Below are 24024 nucleotides of genomic sequence, written 5' to 3' on the forward strand. Positions count from 1 at the left end.
CCACGCAGAGCGTGGGAACGATCAGCGGTGAATCAGCTTCCTTTGCCTTTCTCGTTGGCTGGGTCGTAGACCCGGGTCAAGTCCCCGCCAAGGCGGAACGTCTTGAACGGTTGCATTTCATGTTTGCGTTCCAGCACATCGCCGGAGCAGGTGTAGAGGCTGCAGAACGGTTCGAGCCAGGCGAATTTCGAATCGATTTTCAGATCCTTCATGTCCTGCTCTTCGCCATTCTTCTTCTCGAAGATATCCGGGTCTTTCACCCCGGCCAGCACCCGGTCACCCAGGCGCTTGAGGGCGCCGTTGTTTTCCTGGCGCAGATCCACACCGTTGACCTGAGCGAAGCTGGCGATCATCGCCAATGGCGGCAGGGCATAGTTGTGATAGGACAGTGCCCGTTGCTTGCGCTTGAGTTCGTTGGGCAGGAAGCCGTCGGCATCGATCTGGTTGACGCCGACCTTGTATTCCTTGACGGCCCAGTCGAACAGGTCGCGGCGGTTGGTCGCGACCGAAGTGGCCATCACCGACCAGGCGGCCCAGTAGGAGTGGTTGTTGGTCTTGTCCAGCGGCAGGTTGTCCCAGTCGCTGACCACCTGATCGGCCATCTTGCTGAACCAGCTTTCGATCAGTTGCGCCTGCTCCTGATGGTTCGCCAACGGATGCGAGTCGGAGAATTTCAGGCGCACATAGGCCGAAGCCATGCTGCCCAAGGCCCATTTGCGCATGGACTTGCCGGTGTGGTTGAAGTCCTTGGACATCAGCGCATCGGCCTTGGCCCAGGTGGTCAGCCAGTTCAGGGTGCAGTCCAATTGCTCGGGACGGCCGTCGCGCATGAACTGCATTACTTGCTTGCTGACGCCGCGCTCGATCTTGGTGATGTCGGCGGTGCTGTCACGAAAGGCTTTTTCCGATTGCACGTTCAACGTCGCACGGGCTTTGTCGGAGCCCTCGTACTTGCTGCGAAACTGCAGGGAGCCGGTATAGGGTGCCGGCACGGCGTCGCAGCCTTGGGCGGAATCGCCGGTCTTGGCCTTTTCGATCGGCGCGAAGTAACCCTGCGGCGGGCGCAGCGGGGCCGCGGCCTGGGTGGCCCCGGCGAACATCGCCAGGGTCAGCAGGGACGGTGCCAGCAGCGTTTTCAACGTTCGGTTGCGCATGTTCCTGGTCATAAAGCGAGACCTCATTGTCCGATTTGAGCCGTTTGTTCGGCTTGCGGAGAGACATTGCGTTTGCAGATTTTCGCTTCGACTTGCTGTGGCGCCGCACCGGCTTCGGGGCCTTGGACTTCTACGGCCAGCAGGTTCTGCGAAGCCCAGTCCTCGTCGGTGCGCAGCTGGAAGGCGAAACGTCCGTCGGTTTCGGAGGTATCCGGTTTTTCGATCTTGATATCCTCGTGGCGCCCATTCATGTACCAGAGGGTGGCTTGCAACGTTTTCACCGAGGTATCGGCGAAACGGATATCGACCTGGTGACTGCTGTTACGCAGATCCATGTTCTTGCTATTGACCATCAATTCGTTCTTGCCCGGCTTGAGCGCGGTCTTGCTGCTCATCAATGCCGGCTTGCCTTCGCAACCGTTGTTGTCCAGCAGCGCCATCATCTGGCGATAGATGGTTTCCTGGTCCAGGCGATATAGCGGCGAGAATTCCCAGATGAGGATTTTCGGCGGGTTCTTCTGGAACTCTTCGCTGCCCAGGTACTGGATCATTGCGCCTTCGAAACCGCCGCCGGGGAAGGCCACGTTGAGGATGTCAGCGCCGATGGCTTCTTCCAGGAAACCGGCGAAGTTGTAGTTCTTGCCGCTGTGACTGGTGCCTACAAGGGTGATCTGCGGGTTGCCGGAATCGCCAAACAGATCGCCGTCACCGGCCTCGCCTTTGGGCTCGGTGGTGAACTGGTCCATGTACTGGATCGCGTAGCTGGTGCCGCACAGTTGTCCGGCCATGTTATGCAGGGTGCCGGTCTTGCCCATGCGGCCGGACCTCTTGGTCTCGAACTCACGCTTGGGAATGTCGGCAAAGGCCGGGATCTGCTTGACCTTCTCGGCGACGATTTTCGCCGTGCGCTGGGCACCGTATGGCGTCCAGTGCTGGTCGCCACGGAAGTAGAAATCGTGGGCTGGCAGGGTTTCGGGCAGGTTCTCATTGGTCAGCGGCGACAGGTCCGGCACTACATAACCCATCTGGGCGAAACGGCCGAGCATGGATTTGTAGTTGGTCAGGGCTTTCTCATAGTCGAAAGCGGCCTTTTCCTGTGGGTTGAGCTTGTTGCGGTTCACCAGGCCCCGGGTCGGTTGATAGACGAGCACCAGCTCGACGCCTTTTGCCTTGAACGCATCGTGCAACTGCTGCAGGCGCTTGTAGCCGGCCGGGGTGGTGTTGAATTCGGTGCGCAGGTCTTCCTGGGTCCGGAACAGCCAATCGCCCTGGGCCTGTACCAGCGTGGTGAAGTTTTGCTGGTAGCGCGTGGTGTAGTTCTTTGCATCGTGAGCGGCAGGGCACAGGTTGCAGCAGGGCTCCGCGGTAAACGCAGGCGCCTTGATTTCGTCGGCGCGCGCGCCGCTTGCAGCGGCGAGAATGCCGGCAGTCAGGGCAGACAGGCCCAGGAGTTTGATCATCTGTGGGTTCATAAAGGTCATCCTCAGTCCCGCAATTCGGTCTGGCGTTCGACAGGGTCGATCAGTACGGCTTTCTGCTGGCGCACCAGCAGGTCGAGAATTTCATCCTGGCGCTCGCCCAGGATCCCGGTGAAGCTGATGCCGCTGGATTTAGTCGGCGCGAGCATGGACACGCGATACAGCTCCACGCTCAAGGGCGAGTCGATGGACAGCGGGCCACTGCCGTTGGCGGCCAGTTCGCCACCCACCACGATCAGCGAGACCTCGGCGTCGAACGGGTCGAGCTTGATGTCCCGGTCGGTGTTGGACAGGTCCTTGATGTGGCCGTAGATGCCGGTCAGGCCGTTGGCCATGGATACGTTTTCGTAAAGGCGGATGTTCACGCTGTTACGAATCCGGATGCCGTGGCGCTGGTTGCTGATCACTTTGTTATCCCACAACAGGTTGTCGGCACTCTCGTAGAGGGTGATGCCGTCGGTGTGGTTCTTGTAGATCTCGTTGTAGGCAATGATGTTGTTGACGCTGTTACGGTCGATCACCAGGCCCGAGAGCTTGTTGTCGTAGCTGCGGTTGTTGAAGATGAAGCTGTCGTTGACCTCACGGGAAATAATGATCCCGTGCTTCTTCTTCGTCCCGTAGACGGTGTTGTCGGCGATGATCAGCCGATGGGACCGGTCGTGGGGGTCGATGCCGTAGACAATGTTGTCCTTATAGGTGTTGCCCTTGACCACGAAGTCGCGCGTCTCGTAGCAGTAGAAGCCGTACCACATGTCCGAGAACTCGGAACCGATGATCCAGCCGGTCGGTTCCGGGCGCTTGAGGACCTTGGCCATGTTCGGCGTGTACTGGGAAATACTCACCCCGTACGACTTACTGTTGGAGTAACCGAAGCTGGCCATCTTGGTGTTGACGATGTAGGTCTCGGTGCCGCCCCACGCGAGCAGGAACGGACGGAACTCCTTGGGCGAGCGGAACGTGGCGGGGCCGTTGTCCTTCTCACGCCAGCCGGTGACCTTGGTATCGCGGATGAACATCCGGCCATCGTTGACCAGGAACGAGCCGCCTTCCTGGGACAGGCGCAGTTCCTGGGTCTGTTTGTCGATTTCCAGAATGCCTTTCTGACCGACCACGATCGGAATCTTCGCCAGGTAGACACCCGGCGAAGTTTCGATGATGTACTTGGGCAGTTTCTTGGCCAGGTCCTTGAAGTTCATGTAGCCATCATCGATGAAGATGGCCTGTGGGATGCCGTGCTGGCGCACCACCCACTCGGCCATCTTGTTGTCACCGCCGATGAAGTCCTTCAAGGCGTTTTCCTGCATCATCCGGCGCACGCTGATCTTGCCGGGCTTGGTCCGCACGATCTTGGCCGCGACTGCTTCGGCGGTGAAGCCTTTGAGGTCGGGCAAGGTCGGCTTGGCCAGTTCCAGCGGCTCGGTCGGCGCGCTGTTGACGGTGTAGGTCTTGGCGCGTTGCAGTTCCTTGACCACGTTGCCCGGCTTGACCACCGGTTCAACGTTGGCGAACGCCGGCGAGCCGGCCAGCAGCATCGCTGCGACCAACAGGCTGATCGAACCTTTCATCGCCTGGCTGTTCCTGAGGTAGCGGTTCATTTCGGGCACTCCCATGGCCATTTGCATCAGAAGCGCCAGATCACGTCGACAAAGGCGCGATGCATGTACGAGTCGACGTCCTTGCCGTAGGCATCGCCTGGCTTGAACACGCCGCCACGCAAGCGCACCAGCGCCGATGGTTCGTCGATGGACTGGCTCAGTGCCGCCGGCAGCAGTCCTTGCTTGAAGTATTTGGTGACCACCAGGTCGACCTCCTGGCCCAGATCCTTGTCGCCGTCACGCAGCGGCAGGGTCGAGGTGGAGAGGATGGCGCCGGTCACGTCGTCGGTGTTGTTTTCCACGGCGTTGATGCCGTTGCTGCCCACCGGCTTGTTGCCGTCCACACGCCAGAACTTGTGGTACACCAGGCTGGCGTCGTATTCGTCGCGCAGCTGCCAGGAGCCGAACAGGCTGGCGCTCTGGGTGTTGGCCATTTCGCCACGGAACGCTTCGCCGAAACGGTGGACCCGCGAGCGGGTGCCGGTGAAGTTCGAACGGTTGCTCTGCAGGCCGTTCTGTTGGTACTCATCGCTGGCGCGGGCATAGGCCGCACCGACTTGCCATTGCGGATCGAGGCGCAGGCGGATACCCAGGTCAGTGGCCCAGCCATTCAGGTCTTCGCTGCGCTTGGCTTGCGCAGGACGCGTGCCGTCGGCGTTGAGCGGGTTGACGGTGTCGCTGTCGCCGGACATGCCGGTGAGGCTGGCCCAGTAGTTGACGGTGTTGGTGTTGCGCCAGTTGTAGGCGTCGCTGTTGGCTTCCAGGCCGAGCCAGGTCAAGTCACCGTTCTGGGTCTTGTCCAGGGTGTCGGTGGGTTCGCCCGGGGTCGGGTAATCGAGGCTGCCGTTGTCATGGGTGTGATGGGCACGGATTCCGGCCCACTGGCCTGGCATCCACTGGTAAGCCACATCGCCATAGACGTGCAGTCGATCTTTATCCTTGGGCGACAGCTCCTTGAGGTCGGTGCGGTATTCGCTGAAACGTTCGGCGACGCCGAGGTTGGCGCGCAGCAACGTGGTGTCGAAGGTCCAGTTCAGGGCTTCGATGTTGGTGTCACGCCATTGGCCGTCGTCGTTGCGCAGGCGCTGGCGCCCGAACTTCAACTGTTCGCCCGGGTAAGGCGTCAGGCCGCTGTAGCCAATCCAGAATTCACGCATGGCCAGGTAGTTTTTCTTGGCTTCGCGATCGCCGCTGTCGGTCTGCTGGTTGGCGCCATCGGACTGTTGCAGGGTGTCGGTCTCGATGACATCGGTGGAGGTCACGGCCTGGGCCATGGCGTAGGCGCTCCAGTTACCGCTTTCGCCATAGACCCAAGGACGCAGGTCCAGGCCCACGCCGTTGACGTCGCCACCGCTCTGGGTGCCCAGGTCACGGTCGTCTTCGGATTGGCCGGTGATCTTCACCTCCAGGCCGAAATTCTTGCTTTCGGTCAGGGCCGCCAGCGTCGGGCAGGACCACATCAATGCGCATGTCAGGCCAATTCCAGCCTGCACAAAAGGATTGAATTTCAAAGACTTCATAGTTGTTCCTCGCCGTTATCTTCTTTTAGGGCTTGCAGTTCCAGCGTATCGGGGCTCATGACGCCACGAATGGCCTGCTCTTGTTGTAGCAGGCGTTTGGCTTGGGCAAGCTGCTCCGGCGGTAGTTGTGCTTCGAGGGTCTGGGCAAGCTCGTTGGCTTGCGGGGTGTTCTGGACCTTGGCCAACTGGCTGAATACATAGGCGTTGACCGGGTTGGGCTTGGTGCCCTTGCCTTGGGAAAACAGCTGGGCAATGGCGAAGTCGGCGCTGTTCTGGCCGTTGCGGGCGGCCTTGAGCAGATGGTCCAGGGCTTTTTGCGAGTACACCTGGCCCAGGTAACCACGACGATAGATCTGGCCCAGGTAGTAATCGGCGGCCACTTCTCTGCCGACGGCTTTCTGGAAATGCGCTTCGGCGACCTTGGCGTCGGCTGGCACCCATTTGCCTTCGTAGTACAGCTTGCCCAGCAACAGCTCGGCGCGAGGCTGGTCGGCGGCGCGGCCGTTTTCCAGGTATTGCATCATCTTGTCGACGTCGCCCAGTTCGGGGAAGTCGTAGAGCAACTGCGCCAGGCTGACCCAGGCAGCGGGGTAGCCCGGGGCAATTTCCTCGAGCATGGACTGGGCGGTCTTTTCGTCGGTCTTGCCCAGGCTGGCATCGGCCAGGACACGGGCGACGCTGTCCACCCGTTGGGCAGAGGCCGCGCCACTGCGGTGAGCGGCCTGCAGTTGCTTGAGCAACTCGGCCTGCTGTTCCGGCTGGCCGCGTTTCTGATAGACCGTGGCCAGTTCGACGTAGCAGATGTCGGTCGTTGCCAGGGCGGCCTTGCAGACTTTCTCGACTTCATCCAGATGCTGGTCGTAGGTGCCCTGGGTGCGATAGAGCAGAATCTGCGCCAGGCCCGCTTCCGGATAGCCGACGCTGCGCCACTGGCTGATCTGCTGCTGGGCGTTGACGTTCGGGAAACTGTGGGGATATTGCAGGTACAGCATCGCCAGCGGGATCAGGGTATTGCCTTCACCGTTGGCGAAGGCTTTTTTCAACAGGCCTTCGGCCTCGTGCTTTTCAGCCTCGGTGGAACCCGGTTTGGCCACCAGCAGGCGACCCAGGCGAGCCTGGGCCCGTGGCGAGATATCGGCGGCCGCGCGGTAAGTCGCTTCGGCCTTTTTCATCTGCTCGGGGTCGCGGCTGTCCACCTGGATATCGGCCAGACCCACCTGGGCCTCGCTGTAGCCCAGGTCGGCCAGTTGCTGATAGTTCTGCTGCGCCAGCGCCGTGTCACCACGCTTGAGGGCTTCGTTGGCCAGGCGCTGATCGGGCAGGCCGGCGCAACCGGCCAGGCTGATTGCCAGCGCAATGGCACTGAGGGTTCCCATGTGGGAGCGGGCCTGCTCGCGATGCGGGCCACTCGATACATCAGACACACCGCGCTGATCCCATCGCGAGCAGGCTCGCTCCCACAGGGAATGCAGCGCATTGTTGTTTTGTGGAGTCGTCACTGGCATGTCCTCCGCTTACTTACCGACAGCCATGGCTTTTTCGACCAGCCAGTTCAGGTTCGGACCACGGTCGCTGTTGACTTCCACGGGACGGCCGGCCAGGGCGCTGTCCAGAGGCTCGTCGGGCTTGATCAGCACGCGGATATCCGACGACAGGTCTTCGCTTTTCAGGCTGGTGCTGCTGACGATCTTGCCGGTGCGGGTGATGTCTTCACCGGCGACCTGGAAGTTGACCGAGGTGCCTGGACGCACTTCGCCGAACTGGCGATAGGAGAAGCGTGCTTCCACATTGGCTTCGGTGCCGCGTGGAACCAGTTGGAAGATCACGTCGCCCTTGCTGGCGTATTGACCGTTGGCGACCAATTGCTGGGCCACGATGCAATCGCAAGGGGAGGTCAGGGTGCCGGTCATCTGCTTGCCGAACAGCTCCTCGACCTTGGCCGGTTGCAGCTGGTTGTCGTCCAGGTGGCCCTTGAGCACGTCGAGCATGCTGGTGCTGAAGGTCGCCAGCGGGGCGCCTTTGGCGGCAACGCCGTCAGCCTTGACCAGGCTCTGCACGGTGCCGTCGCGTGGCATGGTGATTGCCATGCCCGGTACGTTTACCAGGCCTGCCTGGGCGTGGCTGACGAAGTACATGCCGTACACCGACTTGAAGATGAACCCGAACGCCGCCAGGCCGACGATGAACACGCCCAGGCTGAAGGTCACAGCCCGCAGGCGACCCATGGCGCTCATGCCACTGTTTTCATCCTTCTGCTTGCGCGCCTTGGTGAAGTTGTCGCGTTGCAGGGTCGCCAGCACATCGCCGACGCCGACGATGTCGCCGGCCAGGTGCGAGGTGATGATGTGACGCAGTGTCGAGATATCCCGAGGCTCCAGGTTCTGGAACTGGCAACCGGTACGGCCGGTCTGGCGCTCGTGGGAGCGGATCTGCAATTCGACGTCCATGGCCAGGCCAAGGTTGTCGATGACGAATTGCAGGCGGCCCTTGTAGGACTCGCCCACTTTGAGCGGCATCTGGCCGGCGTTGAAGCTCAGGCCGCCGGCGGACAGGTCCAGGACCTTGACTTCCATGGGGGTACGGTCGGGGCCGAAGAAGCGCAACTTGGCCGGGATTTTCACTCGGGCGTGTTGGCGCTGGGCTTCGGATTCATGCACTACGTTGACATTCACGGCGGTGTTCATAGGGGCGATTTCCTAGTTAATTCAGGCGAGTTCGGTCAGACCATCGTCAACAGCACGGCGACGAAAATACTGCCGGCAGAGAAGGTCATGGTCCGAGACGACCAGGTGTTGAACCAACGTTGAAAGCTGGCGAGATCACGGGTAAGCGAAGTGGGTTGACGGGTCCAGGACTGTTGATCGAGGCGAAAAAACACATAGATCTTCACCATCGCGCCGACGATCTGGTTGTAATAGAGAATCGCCGGGTAAGCGGGGCCGATCCGGTGTCCGGAGCACGACAGCAACAGAGTCAGGATCAACCGGGTGATACCGATCCACAGCAGGTACACCAGGATGAACGCGGTGCCGTACTTGAAGCTGGCGATCAATGCCACGGTCAGGCCCAGCAGCGAGGTCCACATCGACACGCGCTGGTCGAACAGCACCACCGAGGTAAACAGGCCCAGACGTCTCAAGCCCAGGCCCAGTGCCCGGGAGTTCTGCCGCAGGTTGTTGCCGTACCAGCGGAACATCAGCTTGCGACTGGCCTTGATGAAGCTTTTCTCCGGCGGGTGCTCAACGGTGTTGATCGCCGCATCGGGTACGTAGAAAGTGTCGTAGCCCAGGCGCATCAGGCTGAACCAGCTCGACTTGTCGTCACCGGTCAGGAACTTGAAGCGACCCAGGCGCCAGTGTTGCAGCGAGTCGCTTTCCACGTCGGCGATGAAGTCCGGGTTGGTCACCACGGTGGCGCGGAACACCGACATCCGGCCGGTCATGGTCAGCACGCGCTTGGACAGGGCCATGGAGCACATGTTGATGTGGCGCTGGGCGAAACGCAGCTTGTGCCATTCGGCCATGATGTAGCCGCCGCGCACTTCGCAGAACTCGTTGGTGGTCAGGCCGCCGACGTTGCCGAACAGCTGGAACCACGGCACGGTCTTGCGCACGACGCCTTCAGCGAGCACGGTGTCGCCATCGATCACGGCAACCACAGCGCGGTCGTCCGGCAAGTGGCGGGAGATGGCGCGGAAACCGTAGGCCAGACCATCACGCTTGCCGGTGCCAGGGATGCGCACGAAGTCCAGCTTGACCCGTGCTGGCGGGTTCATGCGGGCCCAGAGGCTCTTGACCAGCAGTTCGTCGGACATTTCCACGATGGAGCAGACCACGGTGGTGGGCAGCCCGCACTCGATGGCCTCGCGGATCACCGAGCCATACACCTGGGCAGTGGTCAGCGCGTCGATCCGGAAACTGGTGACCATCAGGTAGACGTGGGAAGGATCCGCCGCCGCGCCTAGCTTGCGTACCTTGCGACGCAGGTGCGGGTAGACGATGTACAGGAAGATCATGCCACGCACGAAATGCGTTGCTCCCATGGAGTAACGCCAGATGCCCACGGCGCCGATCAGGAAAATGAAATCCTTGGATTCGGAGTCGAACGTGGACGTGGGCAACGCCATGGCGATGCCCATCAATAAACTCAAGTAAAACAGCCAACCGGCGGCCTGAAGCAGGCCGTGCTTTAGCCTGTGCATAATCTGCATCCGTCTCTATCTCGGGCGGGCCTTGTGGGCGGCCCGATGGGTTAAGGCAGGCGAAAGGCCGGTCGGAGCAAGCCCCGACCGGCAAACAGACTTACCAGCAGATGCCTTCGGTCCGGCCATTCGGTGTCGTGGCCTTGGACATGAACCCAACCAGGTCGATGACCTGTTTGCCTTCCGGTACGTTCTCGGTCAGCGCGCGGAACTTCTCGTCGCGGTTGCCGAGAATGATGATGTCGGAGTTGTCGATCACCGAGTCGAAGTCGGAGTTGAGCAAGGACGAGACGTGAGGAATCTTCGACTCGATGTAATCCTTGTTCGCGCCGTGGACACGGGCGTATTCGACGTTGCTGTCGTAGATGCGCAGGTCGTAGCCCTTGCCGATCAGCATTTCCGCCAGTTCTACCAGTGGGCTTTCACGCAGGTCGTCGGTGCCGGCCTTGAAGCTCAGGCCCAGCAGGGCGACTTTGCGTTTCTCATGGCTGGAGACGATGTCGAAGGCGTTCTGCACCTGGGATTCGTTGCTGCGCATCAGCGAGTTGAGCAGCGGTGCTTCCACGTCCAGGGAGCTGGCGCGATAGGTCAGGGCACGTACGTCCTTGGGCAGGCACGAGCCACCGAAGGCGAAGCCTGGACGCATGTAGTACTGGGACAGGTTGAGGGCCTTGTCCTGGCAGACCACATCCATCACGACGCGACCGTCGACGCCCACGGCCTTGGCGATGTTGCCAATCTCGTTGGCGAAGGTCACTTTGGTGGCGTGCCAGACGTTGCAGGTGTACTTGATCATCTCGGCGACAGCGATGTCCTTGCGGATGATCGGCGCATCGAGTTCTTCGTACAGCGATTGCAGGACGTCCCCAGAGGCCTTGTCGAATTCGCCGATGACGGTCATCGGTGGCTGGTCATAGTCCTTGATCGCGGTGCTTTCACGCAGGAACTCAGGGTTGACCGCAACGCCGAAATCGACACCGGCCTTTTTGCCGGAGCAGTCTTCGAGGATCGGGATGACAACGTTTGCGACAGTGCCCGGCAGCACGGTGCTGCGCACCACGATGGTGTGGCGGGTGCTCTTTTCGCGCAGGACAAAACCGATCTCGCGGCAGACGGCCTCGATGTAGTTCAGTTCCAGGTCGCCGTTCTTTTTGCTCGGCGTGCCGACGCAGATCATCGACAGGTCTGTATCGCGAATGGCTTCCGCGAAGTTGGTGGTGCCACGCAGGCGACCTGTTTGAATACCTTGAGCCAGCAACTCCCCAAGACCCGGTTCCACAATAGGCGATTTGCCGGCGTTGATCATATCGATCTTGTCTTTGGCGACATCTACGCCAACCACATCATGGCCCCGTGCAGACAGGCAACCGGCACATACTGCACCGACGTAACCCAAACCAAATATGCTAATGCGCATCGCATTTACCTCTGTTTTTCACGCCATTAAATGGCCGGAGTTAATAGTGTTCAGCGGTCATAGTGCACTCGGAAGTGTGGAATGCAGGCGCCACAGTGCCGTGTGCAGGCATACTAAGTTCCGAGTGTCTAAATAATTGCACTCAAGTTGTGCGCAGTGCGGCCTTCTTGTTATGACCTGCCCTGTTATGCAGCCAGTCCTCGTTATCCAGAACGTTCGTGCAAAGGTCGTTCACTTCTGGTTTCTGGCAAAAAGCCCACAAAATCAGAAGCTTGTGTGCTCGGGTGAGCACGTTATAGGGGCGCAGCCTTGGCCTTGTAGGGGATAGCGATGGTGCCTTATCTCCTGTCCTTTCATCTTGGATCTATAAGAGCGACCGTTTCACTTAGTTGCCATGACAACTTGGTTACTTCGATCGACGTCCCATGTAAGTTATCTCGTACACGTTCGGCGAGAATCGTTACGGGTGGTATGAGCCGTGCATTTGGACATAGTTCCAGCCCGCTCATCGCGATTTCGGAAATTTTTTGAAATATAGGCAGAGATGGCACTGCTCTCATATTGATAGCACTTGCGATTTCGCCCTTTAGTTACGGGGAGTTAAGAGGCCTAGATATTTTTTTGCCACTACTGTTGAAAATTTTCTGTGCCACTACGGAAAAAACTGACATTTGTCGAGTGAAAGAAAAGTTAGCTCAGGGGGTGGATTAAATATTGGCGTCAATAATGTGTCGAATTGAGCGGGGAAGTGAGATGACCTGTCGAGGTCTGATCGAGGCCCCTGATCAGGGGCCCGGAAGAGGTGTTGCGTTATTGTGGGGCGTGGTCGCGCAGGAAAACCAGTTTTTCGGGCGAAGACTGCTCGGCACTGTAACGATAGCCTTGCACATCGAACTGTTTTAGCCGCGCCGGATCGTCGATGCGTTCCTGAATGACAAACCGGCTCATCAATCCGCGGGCCTTTTTAGCGTAGAAACTGATGATTTTGTACTGGCCGTTCTTCAGATCCTTGAATTCAGTATCGATGATGCGTGCGTTCAAGGCACTGCGTTTGACTGCCGAGAAATACTCGTTGGAAGCCAGGTTCAACAGCACGTCATCGCCTTGGTCGGCCAGGGCTTCGTTCAGCCATTCACTGATACGGGTGCCCCAGAATGCGTAGAGATCCTTGCCTCGGGCATTGGCCAGTTTCGTGCCCATTTCCAGACGATAGGGCTGCATCAGGTCCAACGGCCGCAGCAGGCCGTAAAGGCCGGAGAGCATGCGCAGATGCTGTTGGGCGTGCTCGAAGTCGGCTTCGCTGAAGCTCTGTGCGTCCAGGCCTGTGTACACGTCACCCTTGAAGGCCAGCAGGGCCTGCTTGGCATTGGCCGGGGTGAACGCCGGGGTCCAGCTGCCGAATCGCGCAGCATTGAGGCCTCCAATCTTGTCGGAGACGTGCATCAGTTCGCTGATCTGTGCTGGCGAGAATTCACGCAGCTGCTCGATCAGTTCCTGGGAATGGTCCAGGTACTGGGGCAGGGTAAAGCGTTCGGTGGCCGGCGGTGTTTCGTAATCGAGGGTCTTGGCGGGGGAAATCACCATCAGCATGCAATCGTCTCCTTTGAGGGTGCGGCGATTCTAGGGGGTTGTCCGGGTGGACTCCAGCTATCGGGGTAATAGGTGATCGGTGGCGTGAAGGAAATATTCAAATCCCCTCGCCACAAAAGCCCTGTTCGAGCAATGAGATAAGCGGGCGTCGTTCTTGGATCAGCTATGATGCCGCGCGGGTTTCGTTATGGAGACATCCCTTTTGCGTATCGTGCTTGTGTTATCGGCCTGGCTCTTGAGCCTCACTGCCATTGCCGCGCCCAACGACATCGCCACCCTGGACCGCAGCACCTGGCCGGAACAACTCACCAGTCCGACCCTGTTCGACGTCGCTTCGCGGGCCGAGATCCTGATGTTCGCCCGGGTGTTGCTGGACACCGATGCCATGGACGAAATCGCCCTCAAGCAATACCTGGGGCTGCGCTCGGTGAATATGGCGGCGATCTCCACCCTGCGTGCACGGTTGTGGCGGCGGTTACTGGCCAGTTACAACTTCGCCCAACGGAGCTGTGATCAAGACGCCTCTTTCTGTTACCTGGTGGAGGACATGGCGACTTTGCGTGAGGAGGCGCGCAGGTTTCATCTCGATGAAGACTCGTTCTATTTCAAATGGGCCGGGCCAAGCCAGATTTTTCATACCCAATACCGGGATGAGTTGCTGCGAAAAGCCGCGCTTTTTCCGCAAACCAGCAGCGAAATAGAACGTTTCGGCGATTACGAACGCAACGGCGAGGACATGCATGACCGGCTGTTTCTGCTGACGTTCGACAGCGGTGCCAACGTTGCGCCAGACAATACCCCGTGGCTGGCGGATTACTTGCGCAAGTCGAACATGAACGGCACTTTTTTTGTGTTGGGCAAGGACATCCAGGCGCGGCTGGTGGAGGACTCGGTCAACAACCTCCAATCGTTATATTCGGAACAGTGCGTGGGGGTTCAGGGCTGGGAGTTCCGCTCCCATAGCTATTGGCAGGACTGGCAGGACTCGATACGGCGCAGCGTCGATCTGGTCAAAGGCAAGCTGCCGGAGAACTATGTGCCGTTGTTCCGCCCGCCCCAGGGTCAGCGGCGTGGCGATGCCGAGGCATTTTTCAGGCAGCAGGGCCTGCAAGTAGCGTTGTGGGATATCGATCCCCAGGACGGCACCAACCGGCTCAAGCCCGAACAGAGTGCCCAGCGCGCGTTGACCTTGATGCTGCTGTGGCGCCACGGGGTGATCAACTTCAACGCCAAGCAGGATGCGGTGAAGACGGCAATGCCCTGGCTCATTACGCAGACGGCGCAAAGCGGGATCGGTTGGCAAGATTGTCAGGAGGCGTTTCGCTGAAACCGCGCAAGGCCCGGAAACACGGGGGGAGAGGAAAAAATCGGTGCGCATTCATGACGACCGGACTTCCGACTTTAACGGCGTAGCGACGGTACGCCAAGGGCTTTTCGTCACTCTGAAAAATAAACTTCAAAAAAGCGTCAAAGTGCTTTTTCCTGTCATGGTTTTTGGGGTATCAAGAAGTCAGACCGCCGAAACCTGCAACACAGGTGGCGTCTTCCCAGACCCCGTTTGTGTGCAGTTCACCTGAATCCTCGCGGGTGAATTCGGTGGCTACCTCGAGGCGCAGCACTGTCATGGTATTGCGTCGAATGGCCCCCACAAAGGTGACCGAGTATGGATGACCACGGACGTAGCCCTTCCTCCAACCAGCCAATCCTCTATGTACTCGATACCAACGTATTGATCCACGATCCAAACGCACTGCTGAATTTCGAAGAACACCACGTTGCCATCCCGATGACCGTGCTCGAGGAGCTGGACAAGCTCAAGAGCGGTCACCACAGCGTTGCGGCCGAATGCCGGCAGGCGATCCGCCTGATCGACAAGACCCTGGGGGATGCATCTCCCGAAGACGTCGAGCTGGGCGTGCCGATCCAGCGTGGCAAAGGCGGCCCCAAGGGCCTGCTCTCGATCCTGATGAGCAAGCGCACCGAGCCCAACCTCGTACTGCCCGAACACCTGAACGACAACATCATCATCAACCAATTGATCGACCTGCACTCGCGCAACCAGGATCGCGCCGTGGTGCTGGTGACCAAAGACATCAACATGCGCCTCAAGGCCCGAGCCTGCGGGATTGCGGCGGAGGATTACAGCACCGACCAATTGGTCGACGACGTCTCGCTGTTGCCCAATGGCTACCACACCATGACCGGCTCCTTCTGGGACCGCGTGAGCAAGGTCGATACTCGCCAGGACCATGGTCGCACCTGGCATCAGGTGCAACTGATCGACAACCTGCCGGCGGTGCACATCAATGAGTTCATCATCGACGAACAGGGATTCGTCGGCTGGATCAAGGAGATCGAAGACGACAAGCTGCTGATTCTCGACCTGCACCAGGAACCCTTGCTGCATCAGGAGGCCTGGGGCCTCAAACCCCGTGACATCTACCAGAGCCTGGCTCTGTTCGCCTTGCTCGACCCGGATATCCACCTGGTCAACCTGTCCGGCGCGGCCGGTTCCGGCAAGACCATCCTGGCCCTGGCCGCCGCCATCGAGCAGACCATGGTCAGCAAGCGCTACCGGCGCATCATCGCCACCCGCAGCGTGCAGGGCCTGGACCAGGAGATCGGCTTCCTGCCCGGTACCGAAGCGGAAAAAATGGAGCCTTGGCTGGGGGCCATTACCGACAACCTCGAAGCCTTGCACATGGATGACGAAAGCACCCATGGCAGCGTCGACTACATCCTCAGCAAGGTGCCGTTGCAGTTCAAATCCCTCAACTACATCCGGGGTCGCAGCTTCCAGCAGAGCCTGATCCTGATCGACGAATGCCAGAACCTCACCCCGCATCAGATGAAAACCATCATCACCCGTGCCGGCGCCGGTTCCAAAGTGGTGTGCCTGGGTAACCTGGCGCAGATCGATACCCCTTACCTGTCCGCGACCAGTTCCGGGCTGACCTACCTGACCGAACGCTTCAAGGACTTCCCCAACGGGGTCCACATCACCCTGCAGGGCGTACCGCGCTCGATCCTGGCCGAATATGCCGAATCCCATCTGTAACTCCTGAAGAAAAACCGGGCGATCTTGTGGTCGCCCGGTTCCTGAACACGCCAAATAACCCTGTGAGCGAGCCTGCTGTGGGAGCAAAGCTTGCTCGCGATAAAGACACCGTGATTTCTGACAGACCGCATCAACTTCATCGCGGGCAAGCCTTGCTCCCACAGCAAGCTCTACTTCAGCGAGCCGGCTCTCATAGGACAGAGCAGGTGCGACAATCAGGCGTGCCGGAATTTGACTCACGGGTTTACAATCGACGCTCCTGATCAGGAGTAACCCTGTGCTGACCCATCTCGATTCCCAAGGTCGCGCCAACATGGTCGACGTGACCGACAAGGCCGTGACGTTCCGTGAGGCCACCGCCGAAGCTTTTGTGCGCATGTTGCCCGCTACGCTGCAGATGATCGTCAGCGGCGGTCACCCCAAGGGCGATGTGTTCGCCGTCGCACGTATTGCCGGCATCCAGGCGGCGAAAAAAACCAGCGATCTGATTCCGCTCTGTCATCCGCTGATGCTCACCGGCGTCAAGGTCGAGCTCAATGCCGAAGGGGAGGATCGGGTACGCATCGTTGCCCGTTGCAAGCTCTCGGGACAGACAGGGGTGGAGATGGAAGCCCTGACCGCCGCCAGTGTCGCCGCGCTGACCATCTATGACATGTGCAAGGCCGTGGACCGGGCCATGACCATTGAAGGGGTTCGGGTGCTGGAAAAGCTCGGCGGCAAGAGTGGTCATTTCCAGGCGGACGCGTCATGAAAATCCATGTGAAGTTCTTTGCCCGTTACCGCGAGGCCGTGGGCATGGACGCTTTGAGCGTCGATGGTCAATTCACTACGGTCGACGACGTTCGCGCGCTGTTGGCGGATCGCCAGGGCTTCGACGTGTTGAGCGAGCAGACCCTGATGTGCGCCCGCAACGAAGAGTTGTGCCAGCTCGATGAACCGCTGGTGGACGGTGACGAAGTCGCGTTCTTCCCTACGGTGACCGGAGGCTGAGTCATGGCGATTCGTGTACAGGCCGACCCGTTCGATCCGGGCGCCGAAGTCAACGCGATGCACGCGGCCAATGTCGGCGTGGGCGCGGTGGTGAGTTTTGTCGGCTACGTGCGGGACTTCAATGACGGCCTGGATGTGTCCGGGATGTTCCTGGAGCACTACCCGGGCATGACCGAGAAAGCCCTGGGCAAGATTGCCATCGAGGCGCAGCAGCGCTGGCCGCTGCTGAAGCTGGAAGTGTTGCACCGCATCGGCGCCCTGGAGCCGGGCGAGCCCATCGTTTTCGTCGCTGCCGCCAGCGCCCATCGCCAGGCGGCATTCGACGCTTGCGCCTTTGTCATGGACTACCTCAAGACCCGCGCCCCATTCTGGAAGAAGGAAAACACTGCGGATGGCCCGCGCTGGGTCGAGGGACGGGACAGCGATCATGCGGCGGCGGATCGCTGGAAGCAGCAGTAGACCTTCTTTGTTATCTGATAGTCCGTCATCGCGAGCAGGCTCGCTCCCACAATGGATCCGTGCAAGCCGGGATCCTCTGTGGGAGCGAGCCTGCTCGCGATGGGGGCCATCGGCCTTCCATCATTTCTTCAATTGACGGCGTGTACATTAAAGTCCAGTATGGATTTATAAGTACATAATTAGTCGTGCCTGCTTTTTCTCTGCCAAACCAACAACAATCCCGCGAGAGAACGATCATGAAGAAATTCCCCCTCGTCACTGGCCTGGCCCTGAGCCTGCTGGCCTCCAGCAGCCTGTTCGCCGCAGAGAAGACCCTGCGCATCGGCATCGAAGCGGCCTATCCGCCATTTGCTTCCAAGACCTCGGAAGGGAAGATCGAGGGTTTCGACTACGACATCGGCAATGCGTTGTGCATACAGATGAAGGTCAAGTGCGAATGGGTCGAAGGTGAGTTCGACGGACTGATTCCATCGTTGAAGGTGAAGAAGATTGACATGGCGCTGTCGTCCATGACCATCACCGAGGAGCGCAAGAAGTCGGTGGATTTCACCCACAAGTACTATTTCACCTCTTCGCGGCTGGTCATGAAGGAGGGGGCCGTGGTGGATGACCAGTACGCCAGCCTGAAGGGCAAGACCGTGGGTGTGCAGCGGGCGACCACCACCGACCGCTACGCCACCGAAGTCCTCGAACCCAAAGGTGTGATCGTCAAGCGCTACAGCAACAACGAAGAAATCTACATGGACCTGGCATCCGGCCGCCTGGACGCGATTTTTGCCGACACCATCCCGCTGGAGGATTTCCTGTCGATGCCCCGGGGCAAGGGCTACGGCTTTGTCGGTCCTGAACTCAAGGACCCGAAATACGTTGGGGAAGGTGCTGGTATTGCGGTGCGCAAGGGCAATACCCAGTTGGTGGCAGATTTGAACAAAGCCATCGATGGTATTCGGGCCAACGGCGAGTATCAGAAGATCCAGGCCAAGTATTTCAAGTCGGATATCTATGGTGACTGATTGATTGTCATCGCGAGCAGGCTCGCTCCCACATTTTGATCCGTGCGAACCTGTGGGAGCGAGCCTGCTCGCGATGGCGTCAGCCCAGGCAACACAAACCTCAGCCCTTCAATTCCTTCAAGTGCTTGTACACCGTCGCCCGCCCCATATTCAGCACATTGGCCACATAGTTGGAGGCGCTCTTGCCCTTGAAGGCACCTTCGGCGTGCAGCGCCAGCACCAGCTCGCGTTTATGGTCGCGGGTCAGCAGGTTCAGGCTCAACTGACGCTCGCGCATCCAGGCATGCAAAAAGGTGTTGATGCGTTCCTGCCAGTCATCGCGAAACAGGGAGTCGGGCTGCGGAATCAACTTGCCGGGTGACAGGAACAGGTCCAGCGCCGCCTTGGCATTCTCGAACAGTGAGATATTCAGGTTGATGCACAGTACCGCCAATGGTCGGCCTTCGGCGTCGCGCAAGACGCTGCTGAGGCTGCGAATCTTCTGCCCGTCCCAGTTCAGCTTTTCATACGGACCGATGTTTCGTTCGTTGACGTCCTCGCTGAGCATGTCCTCCAGGGACGAGTCGTCACCGATCTCGCGCTTGGAAAGATTATTGGCGATGTAATCGACTTTCTGCGTGCGCAGGTCGTGCAGCACCACCTCGGCGTGAGGGTAGAACAGGGTGGCGATGGCGTCGGCGATGGTGTGGAAATTGTCCATGGCCGGATCGGGTTGCGGGGCGGTCATCACAGGGCTCCAGGCAGCGTCGGCGCCCCGTGAAGCAGGGGCGCAGGGAGTGTGCCGCAATCGTGGCGATGCGTCACCTCCGGGAAGGTCAGCCAAGTCTCGCCGGCGACAGCATTGCGCTGCTCAGGCCGAAGCCAGTCAGGGCTTCGGGCAGCGGTTCGCCGCGTACCAGCGCTGCGCTGGCCTGGCCCATTGCCGGGGAAGTCTGAATGCCATAGCCGCCCTGGGCGGCGACCCAGAAGAATCCGGGTAGCTGCGGGTCGAAACCGGACAGCAGGTCGCCGTCGTGGACAAAACTGCGCAACCCGGCCCAAGTGCGGATCGGGCGGCGAATGCTCAGGGTAGTGGCCTCTTCGATCTGGTAGATACCCAGGGCGATGTCCAGCTCTTCCGGTTGTACATCGTGGGGCTCCACCGGGTCGGCGTTGGCCGGCGAACCCAGGAACATGCCGGCATCGGGCTTCATGTAGAAGGATTCGTCGAGGCTTACCAGCATCGGCCAGTCATGGATATCCAGGCCTTCGGGGCCGGCGAAGATGAAGGCCGCCCGCCGCTTGGGTTGCAGGCCCAACGTCCGGGCGCCGGCCATTTGCGCAACCTGGTCGGCCCAGGCACCGGCCGCGTTGATCAGAATCGGCGCAGTGAAGGTCCGGTTGGCCGTTCTCACCTGCCACAGCCCCTGGTTGTCGCGAATCAGGTCCAGGACTTCGCTGTCGGTGTGCACTTCACCACCGTTACGGCGGATGCCGCGCAAGTAGCCCTGGTGCAGCGCATCCGTGTCGATGTCGGCGGCCGTGGGGTCATAGATGGCCCCATGGACTTTTTCCCGGCGCAGGATCGGCAGCCGCACGCAGGCTTCGTCGGCGCTGAGCAATTGCATTTGCGGCACGGTGGCCTTGGCGCTGAGGTACTGATTGTTCAACTCGGCCGGATCACCGGTGAAGTCCACGGTCATTTCGCCCCGGGGCGTGAGCAGCGGGTGTTCGCAGAAGCCGGCCGGTGGTGTGTCGAAGAAATCGCGACTGGCCTGGGTCAATGCCCGTACCTGTGGGGTGCCGTAGGCGGCGGTGTACAGCGCCGCCGAACGGCCGGTGGAGTGGTAGGCCGGATGGGATTCACGCTCGAGCACAACGACCCGGCCATGGGGGGCCAGCCAGTAGCCGGTGGAGGCACCGGCAATGCCGCCGCCGATGATGATGAAATCTGCTGAGGTCATGAAACTCTCCTGTGGAGCGCGATCCTGAGGACGTCGCTGGCCCCCTGTGGGGGCGAGCCTGTGTGGGAGCCGAGCTTGCTCGCGATGAAGACGCCTCGATCCATTGACCGTGTTTTCGTTCATCGCGAGCAAGCGTTGCTCCCACAGGCTCGCTCCCACCGGGGTATGTGGTGTATCAGTTGCGGAGTTGGTAAAGCGCATTCGCCAACGCCACATCTTCCAGCCCCAGGCCGATGGAGCGGAAGAACACGTGGCGCTCGAGGTCGGGCCGCGCAACCTGTCCGCTGAGTAGCTCAGGCAAGTCACCGATGATGCTCGACGGTTGCCAGCCATGTTGTTCGGCAGCGATCAGCATCTCGCCGGCCGAGCCAGGTGTGGTCTGACGATAATCGCAGTACACGTCCATGTCATCGAGGCTGTGGGGCGGCACTTCATGGGCGCGCGGGGCGTTGGTGCTGATTGAAGTGATCAGCGCCGGCTTGCCCAGCATCTTCGGTTCGAGCACTGCTTTGGCGGACGAGGTGCAGAGCATCACTACGTCGGCATCGTGTACCGCCGCCGCAAGGCTGTCGGCAATCTCCAGGCGCGGATCCAGGCCGGTGATCGATGCACGTTCCTGTGCCGTCTTGCTCTGCAGGCCTGGCGAGTAGAGGCTGATGGTCTTCCATTCCCGCAAGCCCTTGACGTAATGCACATGCGCCCGCGCTACCGCACCGCTGCCGATGACGGCCAGGCGTTGGGCCTGGGGCAGGGCGAGGGCGTCGACGGCGACGGCCGTGGTGGCTGCGGTGCGAGCGGTCGTCAGTTCGGCGGCATCGCACAACAACAGCGGTTGGCCGGTGCGCATCGACATCAGCAAGGTCCAGGCGGTGATCAGCGGACCCTGGTCGCGCACGATGTAGGGCGACGTCTTGACGCCATAGACCTGGTCCTCGGCCAACACGCCCAGGTAGTTGATGAAGTCCCCGGCGCCCTGGGGAAATTCCACCCATTGCTGGGCCGGTTGCACCGCTTGCCCGGCCGCGAGGTCGCGAAACAGTTTGCGCAGGATCTGCGGCACATCGACTTGCCCGAGCAGTGCGCGAGCCTGGGCTTGGGTCATCACATAAGGTGTGCTGGACATGGGGGCTCCGGAGTGTTCCATGTAAACTAATTTGTCCATTATGGACTTTTAGTTTATTCGAGCAATATCCCGGGCAAAAAAAAGCGCAGCCGTCGAGGGCTGCGCTTTTTGGGGGGAGCGATTGTCAGTGACGTTTGCGCTCAACCGGCCGCAACAGATGGGTCGGCGGCATTTCGCAACTGATCTTGCGGCCCAGCAGTGCCTCGATGGACGGCAACTGATAGGAGTCGTCCTCTCCGGCGAAGCTGATGGACACGCCCTCGGCGCCGGCACGACCGGTACGGCCGATGCGGTGCACGTAGTCGTCCGGCACTTCCGGCAGGGTGAAGTTGATCACATGGCTGATGCCGTCGATGTGGATGCCACGTCCGGCCACGTCAGTCGCCACCAGTACGCGGATCTTGCCTTCGCGAAAGCCCTCGAGCGTCTTGATGCGTTTGTGCTGGGGCACATCGCCTGACAGCTGGGCCGCGTTGACGCCGTCGCGCACCAGACGCTCCTCGATGCGCCGCACTTCGTCCTTGCGGTTGGCGAACACCATGACCCGTTCCCAACCGTTGTCGTTGACCAGGTTGTAGAGCAGCTTGTACTTGTCGGCAGCGGCTACGGCGTAGATATGTTGTTCGACGTTTTCACTGGCGACGTTCTCGGCTTCGATTTCGACGATGGCCGGGTCGGTGGTCCATTGCCGGGCCAGGTTCATCACGTCCTCGGTGAACGTGGCGGAGAACAGCAGGGTCTGGCGTTCGCTTTTCGGCGGGGTCTGGCGAATGATCTGTCGCACTTGCGGGATGAAGCCCATGTCGAGCATGCGGTCGGCTTCGTCCAGCACCATGACCTCAACCATATCCAGGTGCACGTCGCCGCGCTGGTTGAAGTCCAGCAAGCGGCCGGGGGTTGCCACCAGGATGTCGCAATGACGGGCTTCGAGGTGCTTGAGCTGCTTGTCGAAGTCCATGCCGCCGACGAACGTCATGACGTTCAGACCGGTGTATTTGGTCAGGTCGGCAGCGTCCTTGGCGATCTGCACCACCAGCTCGCGGGTCGGCGCGATGATCAGTGCCCTCGGTTCGCCCATGTAGCGCTCTTTGGGCGGTGGCGTCTGCAGCAACTGGGTGATGGTGGAGATCAGGAACGCAGCGGTCTTGCCGGTGCCGGTCTGGGCGCGACCGATGGCGTCCTTGCCGGCGAGGGTGTAACCCAGCACCTGGGCCTGGATTGGCGTGCAGTACGGAAAACCCAGGTCCTGGATGGCATGCATCAGTTCCGGGGCCAGCTTGAAATCGTGGAAGCGGGTCTTGCCTTCCTGGGGCTCTACGACGAAGTCCTCGAGCTTCCAGGCGACGACCGGTGGCTTCGGTGCCCGTTCGCGGCGTGGCTTGGGAGCTTCGTTGCGCGGCTTGTCCGGCGCAGGAGCGGCGGCCGGCGAGGTCACCGGCTCTTTTTTCGTCTGCGCGACAGGTGCGGGGCGGCGCGATCGTTGTGGCGCCTCGGTACGGCTCGGGCCGTGGTCAGGGGCGCTGGGGCCAGGCGCGAGCTGCTCGGCCTCGCCCTTACCGAACATCTTCTTGAGTGCTTTGAGCACGGTCATCTCATCGATTGGTTAAGGAATGTACGCCGGCCAGTGTAATGCAAGAAACGGGCGCGGCGTAGTGTGTTAGTCAAAGGCTTGGCGGTGATTCAGCGCAACCGTTCGGCCAGCCAGGTGCCGATGTCGCGAATCTCCTCGGGTAACACTTCGTGGCCCATTGGGTATTCCTGCCATGTCACGGTGACACCATGCTGCTTTAAATACTCTTTCGCGGTCCGGCCCATGGGATTGAGCACCACTTCGTCGTATTGCCCGTGCAACGCCAGGACCGGAATGCGTTGCTGGCTGGCGGATAACTGCAGTTCGTCACCGAATGTCGGTGCATAGGTGGACAGTGCGATCACACCACCCAGTGGTCCCTGCCACTTCACGAAGGCCGTGTGATAGACCACCGCACCGCCTTGGGAAAAGCCAGCCAGGAAAATCCGCGAAGCGTCTATTCCGCTGGCTCGCTGGCTTTCGACCAGGTCCATGACCCGTTTGGCCGACACTTCCAGCTGCTGCTCGTCAATGGCTCGGGCCGGGCTCAAGGCACGGATGTCGTACCAACTGGGCATGGCGTAGCCGCCGTTGATCGTTACTGGCTGGGTGGGTGCCTGGGGTAGAACGAAACGAGTGGTGTGCAGGCTTTGCTGCAAGATTTCGGCAACCGGCATGAAGTCATAACGATCGGCGCCCAGGCCGTGGAGCCAGATAACACACGCGTCCGCAGTGCCGTTGGGCTCGAGAATCAGGGGGTCGGTCATGGTTGTGCTCCAAATCTGTGCGGGCGCGCTCAATCAGTGCGTGGTTACGGTGCGTGCCCGGTGTCTCAGTTAATTAGATGTCGCAAAAGTACAACTTTTTGTCTTGACGTATTTCTCAAGGGCCAAGCGCGGCGGTCTGGTACGGG

General features: G+C 60.2%; 21 protein-coding genes. 7 read left to right on the forward strand and 14 right to left on the reverse strand.

Annotation, left to right across the window (positions count from 1 at the left end; translation table 11 throughout):
* Positions 1–32 precede the first annotated feature (32 nt).
* From FGE05_RS11495 to yaaA, 9 genes are all read right to left on the reverse strand, one after another.
* Entirely contained in the window at positions 33–1154 is a 1122-nt protein-coding gene (locus tag FGE05_RS11495; RefSeq protein WP_139644958.1) for a mannuronate-specific alginate lyase, read from the reverse strand.
* 23 nt (positions 1155–1177) lie between these two features.
* Positions 1178–2626 (reverse strand): alginate O-acetyltransferase, encoded by a 1449-nt coding sequence (locus FGE05_RS11500; protein ID WP_139644960.1) that lies wholly within the window; start codon positions 2624–2626, stop codon positions 1178–1180.
* Between the two features lie 11 nt (positions 2627–2637).
* Positions 2638–4227 (reverse strand): mannuronan 5-epimerase AlgG, encoded by a 1590-nt coding sequence (gene algG / locus FGE05_RS11505; protein ID WP_139644962.1) that lies wholly within the window; start codon positions 4225–4227, stop codon positions 2638–2640.
* Between the two features lie 26 nt (positions 4228–4253).
* Positions 4254–5738, reverse strand: a complete 1485-nt coding sequence (locus tag FGE05_RS11510; RefSeq protein ID WP_139645265.1) for an alginate export family protein — start codon at positions 5736–5738, stop codon at positions 4254–4256.
* A 5-nt stretch (positions 5739–5743) separates the two neighbouring features.
* Positions 5744–7252 carry an alginate biosynthesis TPR repeat lipoprotein AlgK gene (gene algK, locus FGE05_RS11515; protein WP_139644964.1) on the reverse strand — a complete coding sequence of 503 codons (1509 nt, stop codon included), beginning with the start codon at positions 7250–7252 and terminating at the stop codon, positions 5744–5746.
* A gap of 9 nt (positions 7253–7261) precedes the next feature.
* Positions 7262–8431 (reverse strand): alginate biosynthesis protein Alg44, encoded by a 1170-nt coding sequence (locus FGE05_RS11520; RefSeq protein ID WP_139644966.1) that lies wholly within the window; start codon positions 8429–8431, stop codon positions 7262–7264.
* Positions 8432–8466: 35 nt separating this feature from the next.
* Positions 8467–9948 (reverse strand): mannuronan synthase, encoded by a 1482-nt coding sequence (gene alg8 / locus FGE05_RS11525; protein ID WP_373682460.1) that lies wholly within the window; start codon positions 9946–9948, stop codon positions 8467–8469.
* Positions 9949–10048: 100 nt separating this feature from the next.
* Positions 10049–11365: a nucleotide sugar dehydrogenase gene (locus FGE05_RS11530; protein WP_139644970.1), complete on the reverse strand. Its 1317-nt coding sequence runs from the start codon at positions 11363–11365 to the stop codon at positions 10049–10051.
* An 810-nt stretch (positions 11366–12175) separates the two neighbouring features.
* On the reverse strand, positions 12176–12955 hold the full coding sequence (yaaA, locus tag FGE05_RS11535) for a peroxide stress protein YaaA (protein WP_139644972.1): 780 nt from the start codon (positions 12953–12955) through the stop codon (positions 12176–12178).
* Positions 12956–13157: 202 nt separating this feature from the next.
* Between yaaA and FGE05_RS11540 the strand changes: the two genes are divergently transcribed.
* The 7 genes from FGE05_RS11540 (at position 13158) to FGE05_RS11570 (ending at position 18475) form a co-directional block, all read left to right on the forward strand.
* Complete coding sequence (locus FGE05_RS11540; protein WP_139644974.1) at positions 13158–14282, forward strand: polysaccharide deacetylase family protein; 1125 nt, start codon at positions 13158–13160, stop codon at positions 14280–14282.
* A gap of 43 nt (positions 14283–14325) precedes the next feature.
* The gene (locus FGE05_RS29830; protein ID WP_175363646.1) at positions 14326–14532 is read left to right on the forward strand and encodes a hypothetical protein; all 207 of its coding nucleotides are present in this window, start codon (positions 14326–14328) and stop codon (positions 14530–14532) included.
* 86 nt (positions 14533–14618) lie between these two features.
* On the forward strand, positions 14619–16013 hold the full coding sequence (locus tag FGE05_RS11545) for a PhoH family protein (protein ID WP_041021615.1): 1395 nt from the start codon (positions 14619–14621) through the stop codon (positions 16011–16013).
* Between the two features lie 277 nt (positions 16014–16290).
* The gene (gene moaC / locus FGE05_RS11555) at positions 16291–16764 is read left to right on the forward strand and encodes a cyclic pyranopterin monophosphate synthase MoaC (protein WP_139644976.1); all 474 of its coding nucleotides are present in this window, start codon (positions 16291–16293) and stop codon (positions 16762–16764) included.
* Positions 16761–17003, forward strand: coding sequence for a molybdopterin converting factor subunit 1 (gene moaD / locus FGE05_RS11560; protein ID WP_139644978.1), 243 nt, complete (start codon positions 16761–16763; stop codon positions 17001–17003). Before moaC ends, moaD begins: the two co-directional genes overlap by 4 nt.
* 3 nt (positions 17004–17006) lie before the next feature.
* A complete protein-coding gene (gene moaE / locus FGE05_RS11565; protein WP_139644980.1) occupies positions 17007–17462 on the forward strand; it encodes a molybdopterin synthase catalytic subunit MoaE in 456 nt (151 codons plus the stop codon).
* Positions 17463–17698: 236 nt separating this feature from the next.
* Positions 17699–18475 carry an ABC transporter substrate-binding protein gene (locus FGE05_RS11570; RefSeq protein WP_139644982.1) on the forward strand — a complete coding sequence of 259 codons (777 nt, stop codon included), beginning with the start codon at positions 17699–17701 and terminating at the stop codon, positions 18473–18475.
* 100 nt (positions 18476–18575) lie between these two features.
* On the opposite strand, the gene FGE05_RS11575 is transcribed toward FGE05_RS11570, so the two are convergent.
* The 5 genes from FGE05_RS11575 to FGE05_RS11595 all read right to left on the reverse strand — a co-directional run bounded on the left by FGE05_RS11575 (position 18576) and on the right by FGE05_RS11595 (position 23878).
* On the reverse strand, positions 18576–19202 hold the full coding sequence (locus FGE05_RS11575; protein ID WP_041021610.1) for a transcriptional regulator: 627 nt from the start codon (positions 19200–19202) through the stop codon (positions 18576–18578).
* Between the two features lie 88 nt (positions 19203–19290).
* Positions 19291–20418, reverse strand: a complete 1128-nt coding sequence (locus tag FGE05_RS11580; RefSeq protein WP_139644983.1) for an FAD-binding oxidoreductase — start codon at positions 20416–20418, stop codon at positions 19291–19293.
* 175 nt (positions 20419–20593) lie between these two features.
* A complete protein-coding gene (locus tag FGE05_RS11585) occupies positions 20594–21541 on the reverse strand; it encodes an ornithine cyclodeaminase family protein (RefSeq protein ID WP_139644985.1) in 948 nt (315 codons plus the stop codon).
* A 124-nt stretch (positions 21542–21665) separates the two neighbouring features.
* A complete protein-coding gene (gene rhlB / locus FGE05_RS11590) occupies positions 21666–23132 on the reverse strand; it encodes an ATP-dependent RNA helicase RhlB (protein WP_139644987.1) in 1467 nt (488 codons plus the stop codon).
* 89 nt (positions 23133–23221) lie between these two features.
* Positions 23222–23878 (reverse strand): alpha/beta hydrolase, encoded by a 657-nt coding sequence (locus tag FGE05_RS11595; protein ID WP_139644989.1) that lies wholly within the window; start codon positions 23876–23878, stop codon positions 23222–23224.
* Positions 23879–24024: the final 146 nt, after the last annotated feature.

It is taken from the genome of Pseudomonas sp. ICMP22404, from assembly GCF_006227205.1.
In the GTDB taxonomy this organism is placed as follows: Bacteria; Pseudomonadota; Gammaproteobacteria; order Pseudomonadales; family Pseudomonadaceae; genus Aquipseudomonas.

Bases quoted from the DNA above. Each gene is read 5' to 3' on its own strand.
- yaaA (WP_139644972.1), bottom strand. From the start codon at position 12,955: ATGCTGATGGTGATTTCCCCCGCCAAGACCCTCGATTACGAAACACCG.
- moaD (WP_139644978.1), top strand. From the start codon at position 16,761: ATGAAAATCCATGTGAAGTTCTTTGCCCGTTACCGCGAGGCCGTGGGC.
- FGE05_RS11595 (WP_139644989.1), bottom strand. From the start codon at position 23,878: ATGACCGACCCCCTGATTCTCGAGCCCAACGGCACTGCGGACGCGTGT.
- FGE05_RS11530 (WP_139644970.1), bottom strand. From the start codon at position 11,365: ATGCGCATTAGCATATTTGGTTTGGGTTACGTCGGTGCAGTATGTGCC.
- FGE05_RS11580 (WP_139644983.1), bottom strand. From the start codon at position 20,418: ATGACCTCAGCAGATTTCATCATCATCGGCGGCGGCATTGCCGGTGCC.
- alg8 (WP_373682460.1), bottom strand. From the start codon at position 9,948: ATGCACAGGCTAAAGCACGGCCTGCTTCAGGCCGCCGGTTGGCTGTTT.
- FGE05_RS11575 (WP_041021610.1), bottom strand. From the start codon at position 19,202: ATGACCGCCCCGCAACCCGATCCGGCCATGGACAATTTCCACACCATC.
- moaE (WP_139644980.1), top strand. From the start codon at position 17,007: ATGGCGATTCGTGTACAGGCCGACCCGTTCGATCCGGGCGCCGAAGTC.
- FGE05_RS11545 (WP_041021615.1), top strand. From the start codon at position 14,619: ATGGATGACCACGGACGTAGCCCTTCCTCCAACCAGCCAATCCTCTAT.
- FGE05_RS11585 (WP_139644985.1), bottom strand. From the start codon at position 21,541: ATGTCCAGCACACCTTATGTGATGACCCAAGCCCAGGCTCGCGCACTG.
- algK (WP_139644964.1), bottom strand. From the start codon at position 7,252: ATGCCAGTGACGACTCCACAAAACAACAATGCGCTGCATTCCCTGTGG.
- FGE05_RS11500 (WP_139644960.1), bottom strand. From the start codon at position 2,626: ATGAACCCACAGATGATCAAACTCCTGGGCCTGTCTGCCCTGACTGCC.
- algG (WP_139644962.1), bottom strand. From the start codon at position 4,227: ATGAACCGCTACCTCAGGAACAGCCAGGCGATGAAAGGTTCGATCAGC.
- FGE05_RS11495 (WP_139644958.1), bottom strand. From the start codon at position 1,154: ATGCGCAACCGAACGTTGAAAACGCTGCTGGCACCGTCCCTGCTGACC.
- rhlB (WP_139644987.1), bottom strand. From the start codon at position 23,132: ATGACCGTGCTCAAAGCACTCAAGAAGATGTTCGGTAAGGGCGAGGCC.
- FGE05_RS11520 (WP_139644966.1), bottom strand. From the start codon at position 8,431: ATGAACACCGCCGTGAATGTCAACGTAGTGCATGAATCCGAAGCCCAG.
- FGE05_RS11570 (WP_139644982.1), top strand. From the start codon at position 17,699: ATGAAGAAATTCCCCCTCGTCACTGGCCTGGCCCTGAGCCTGCTGGCC.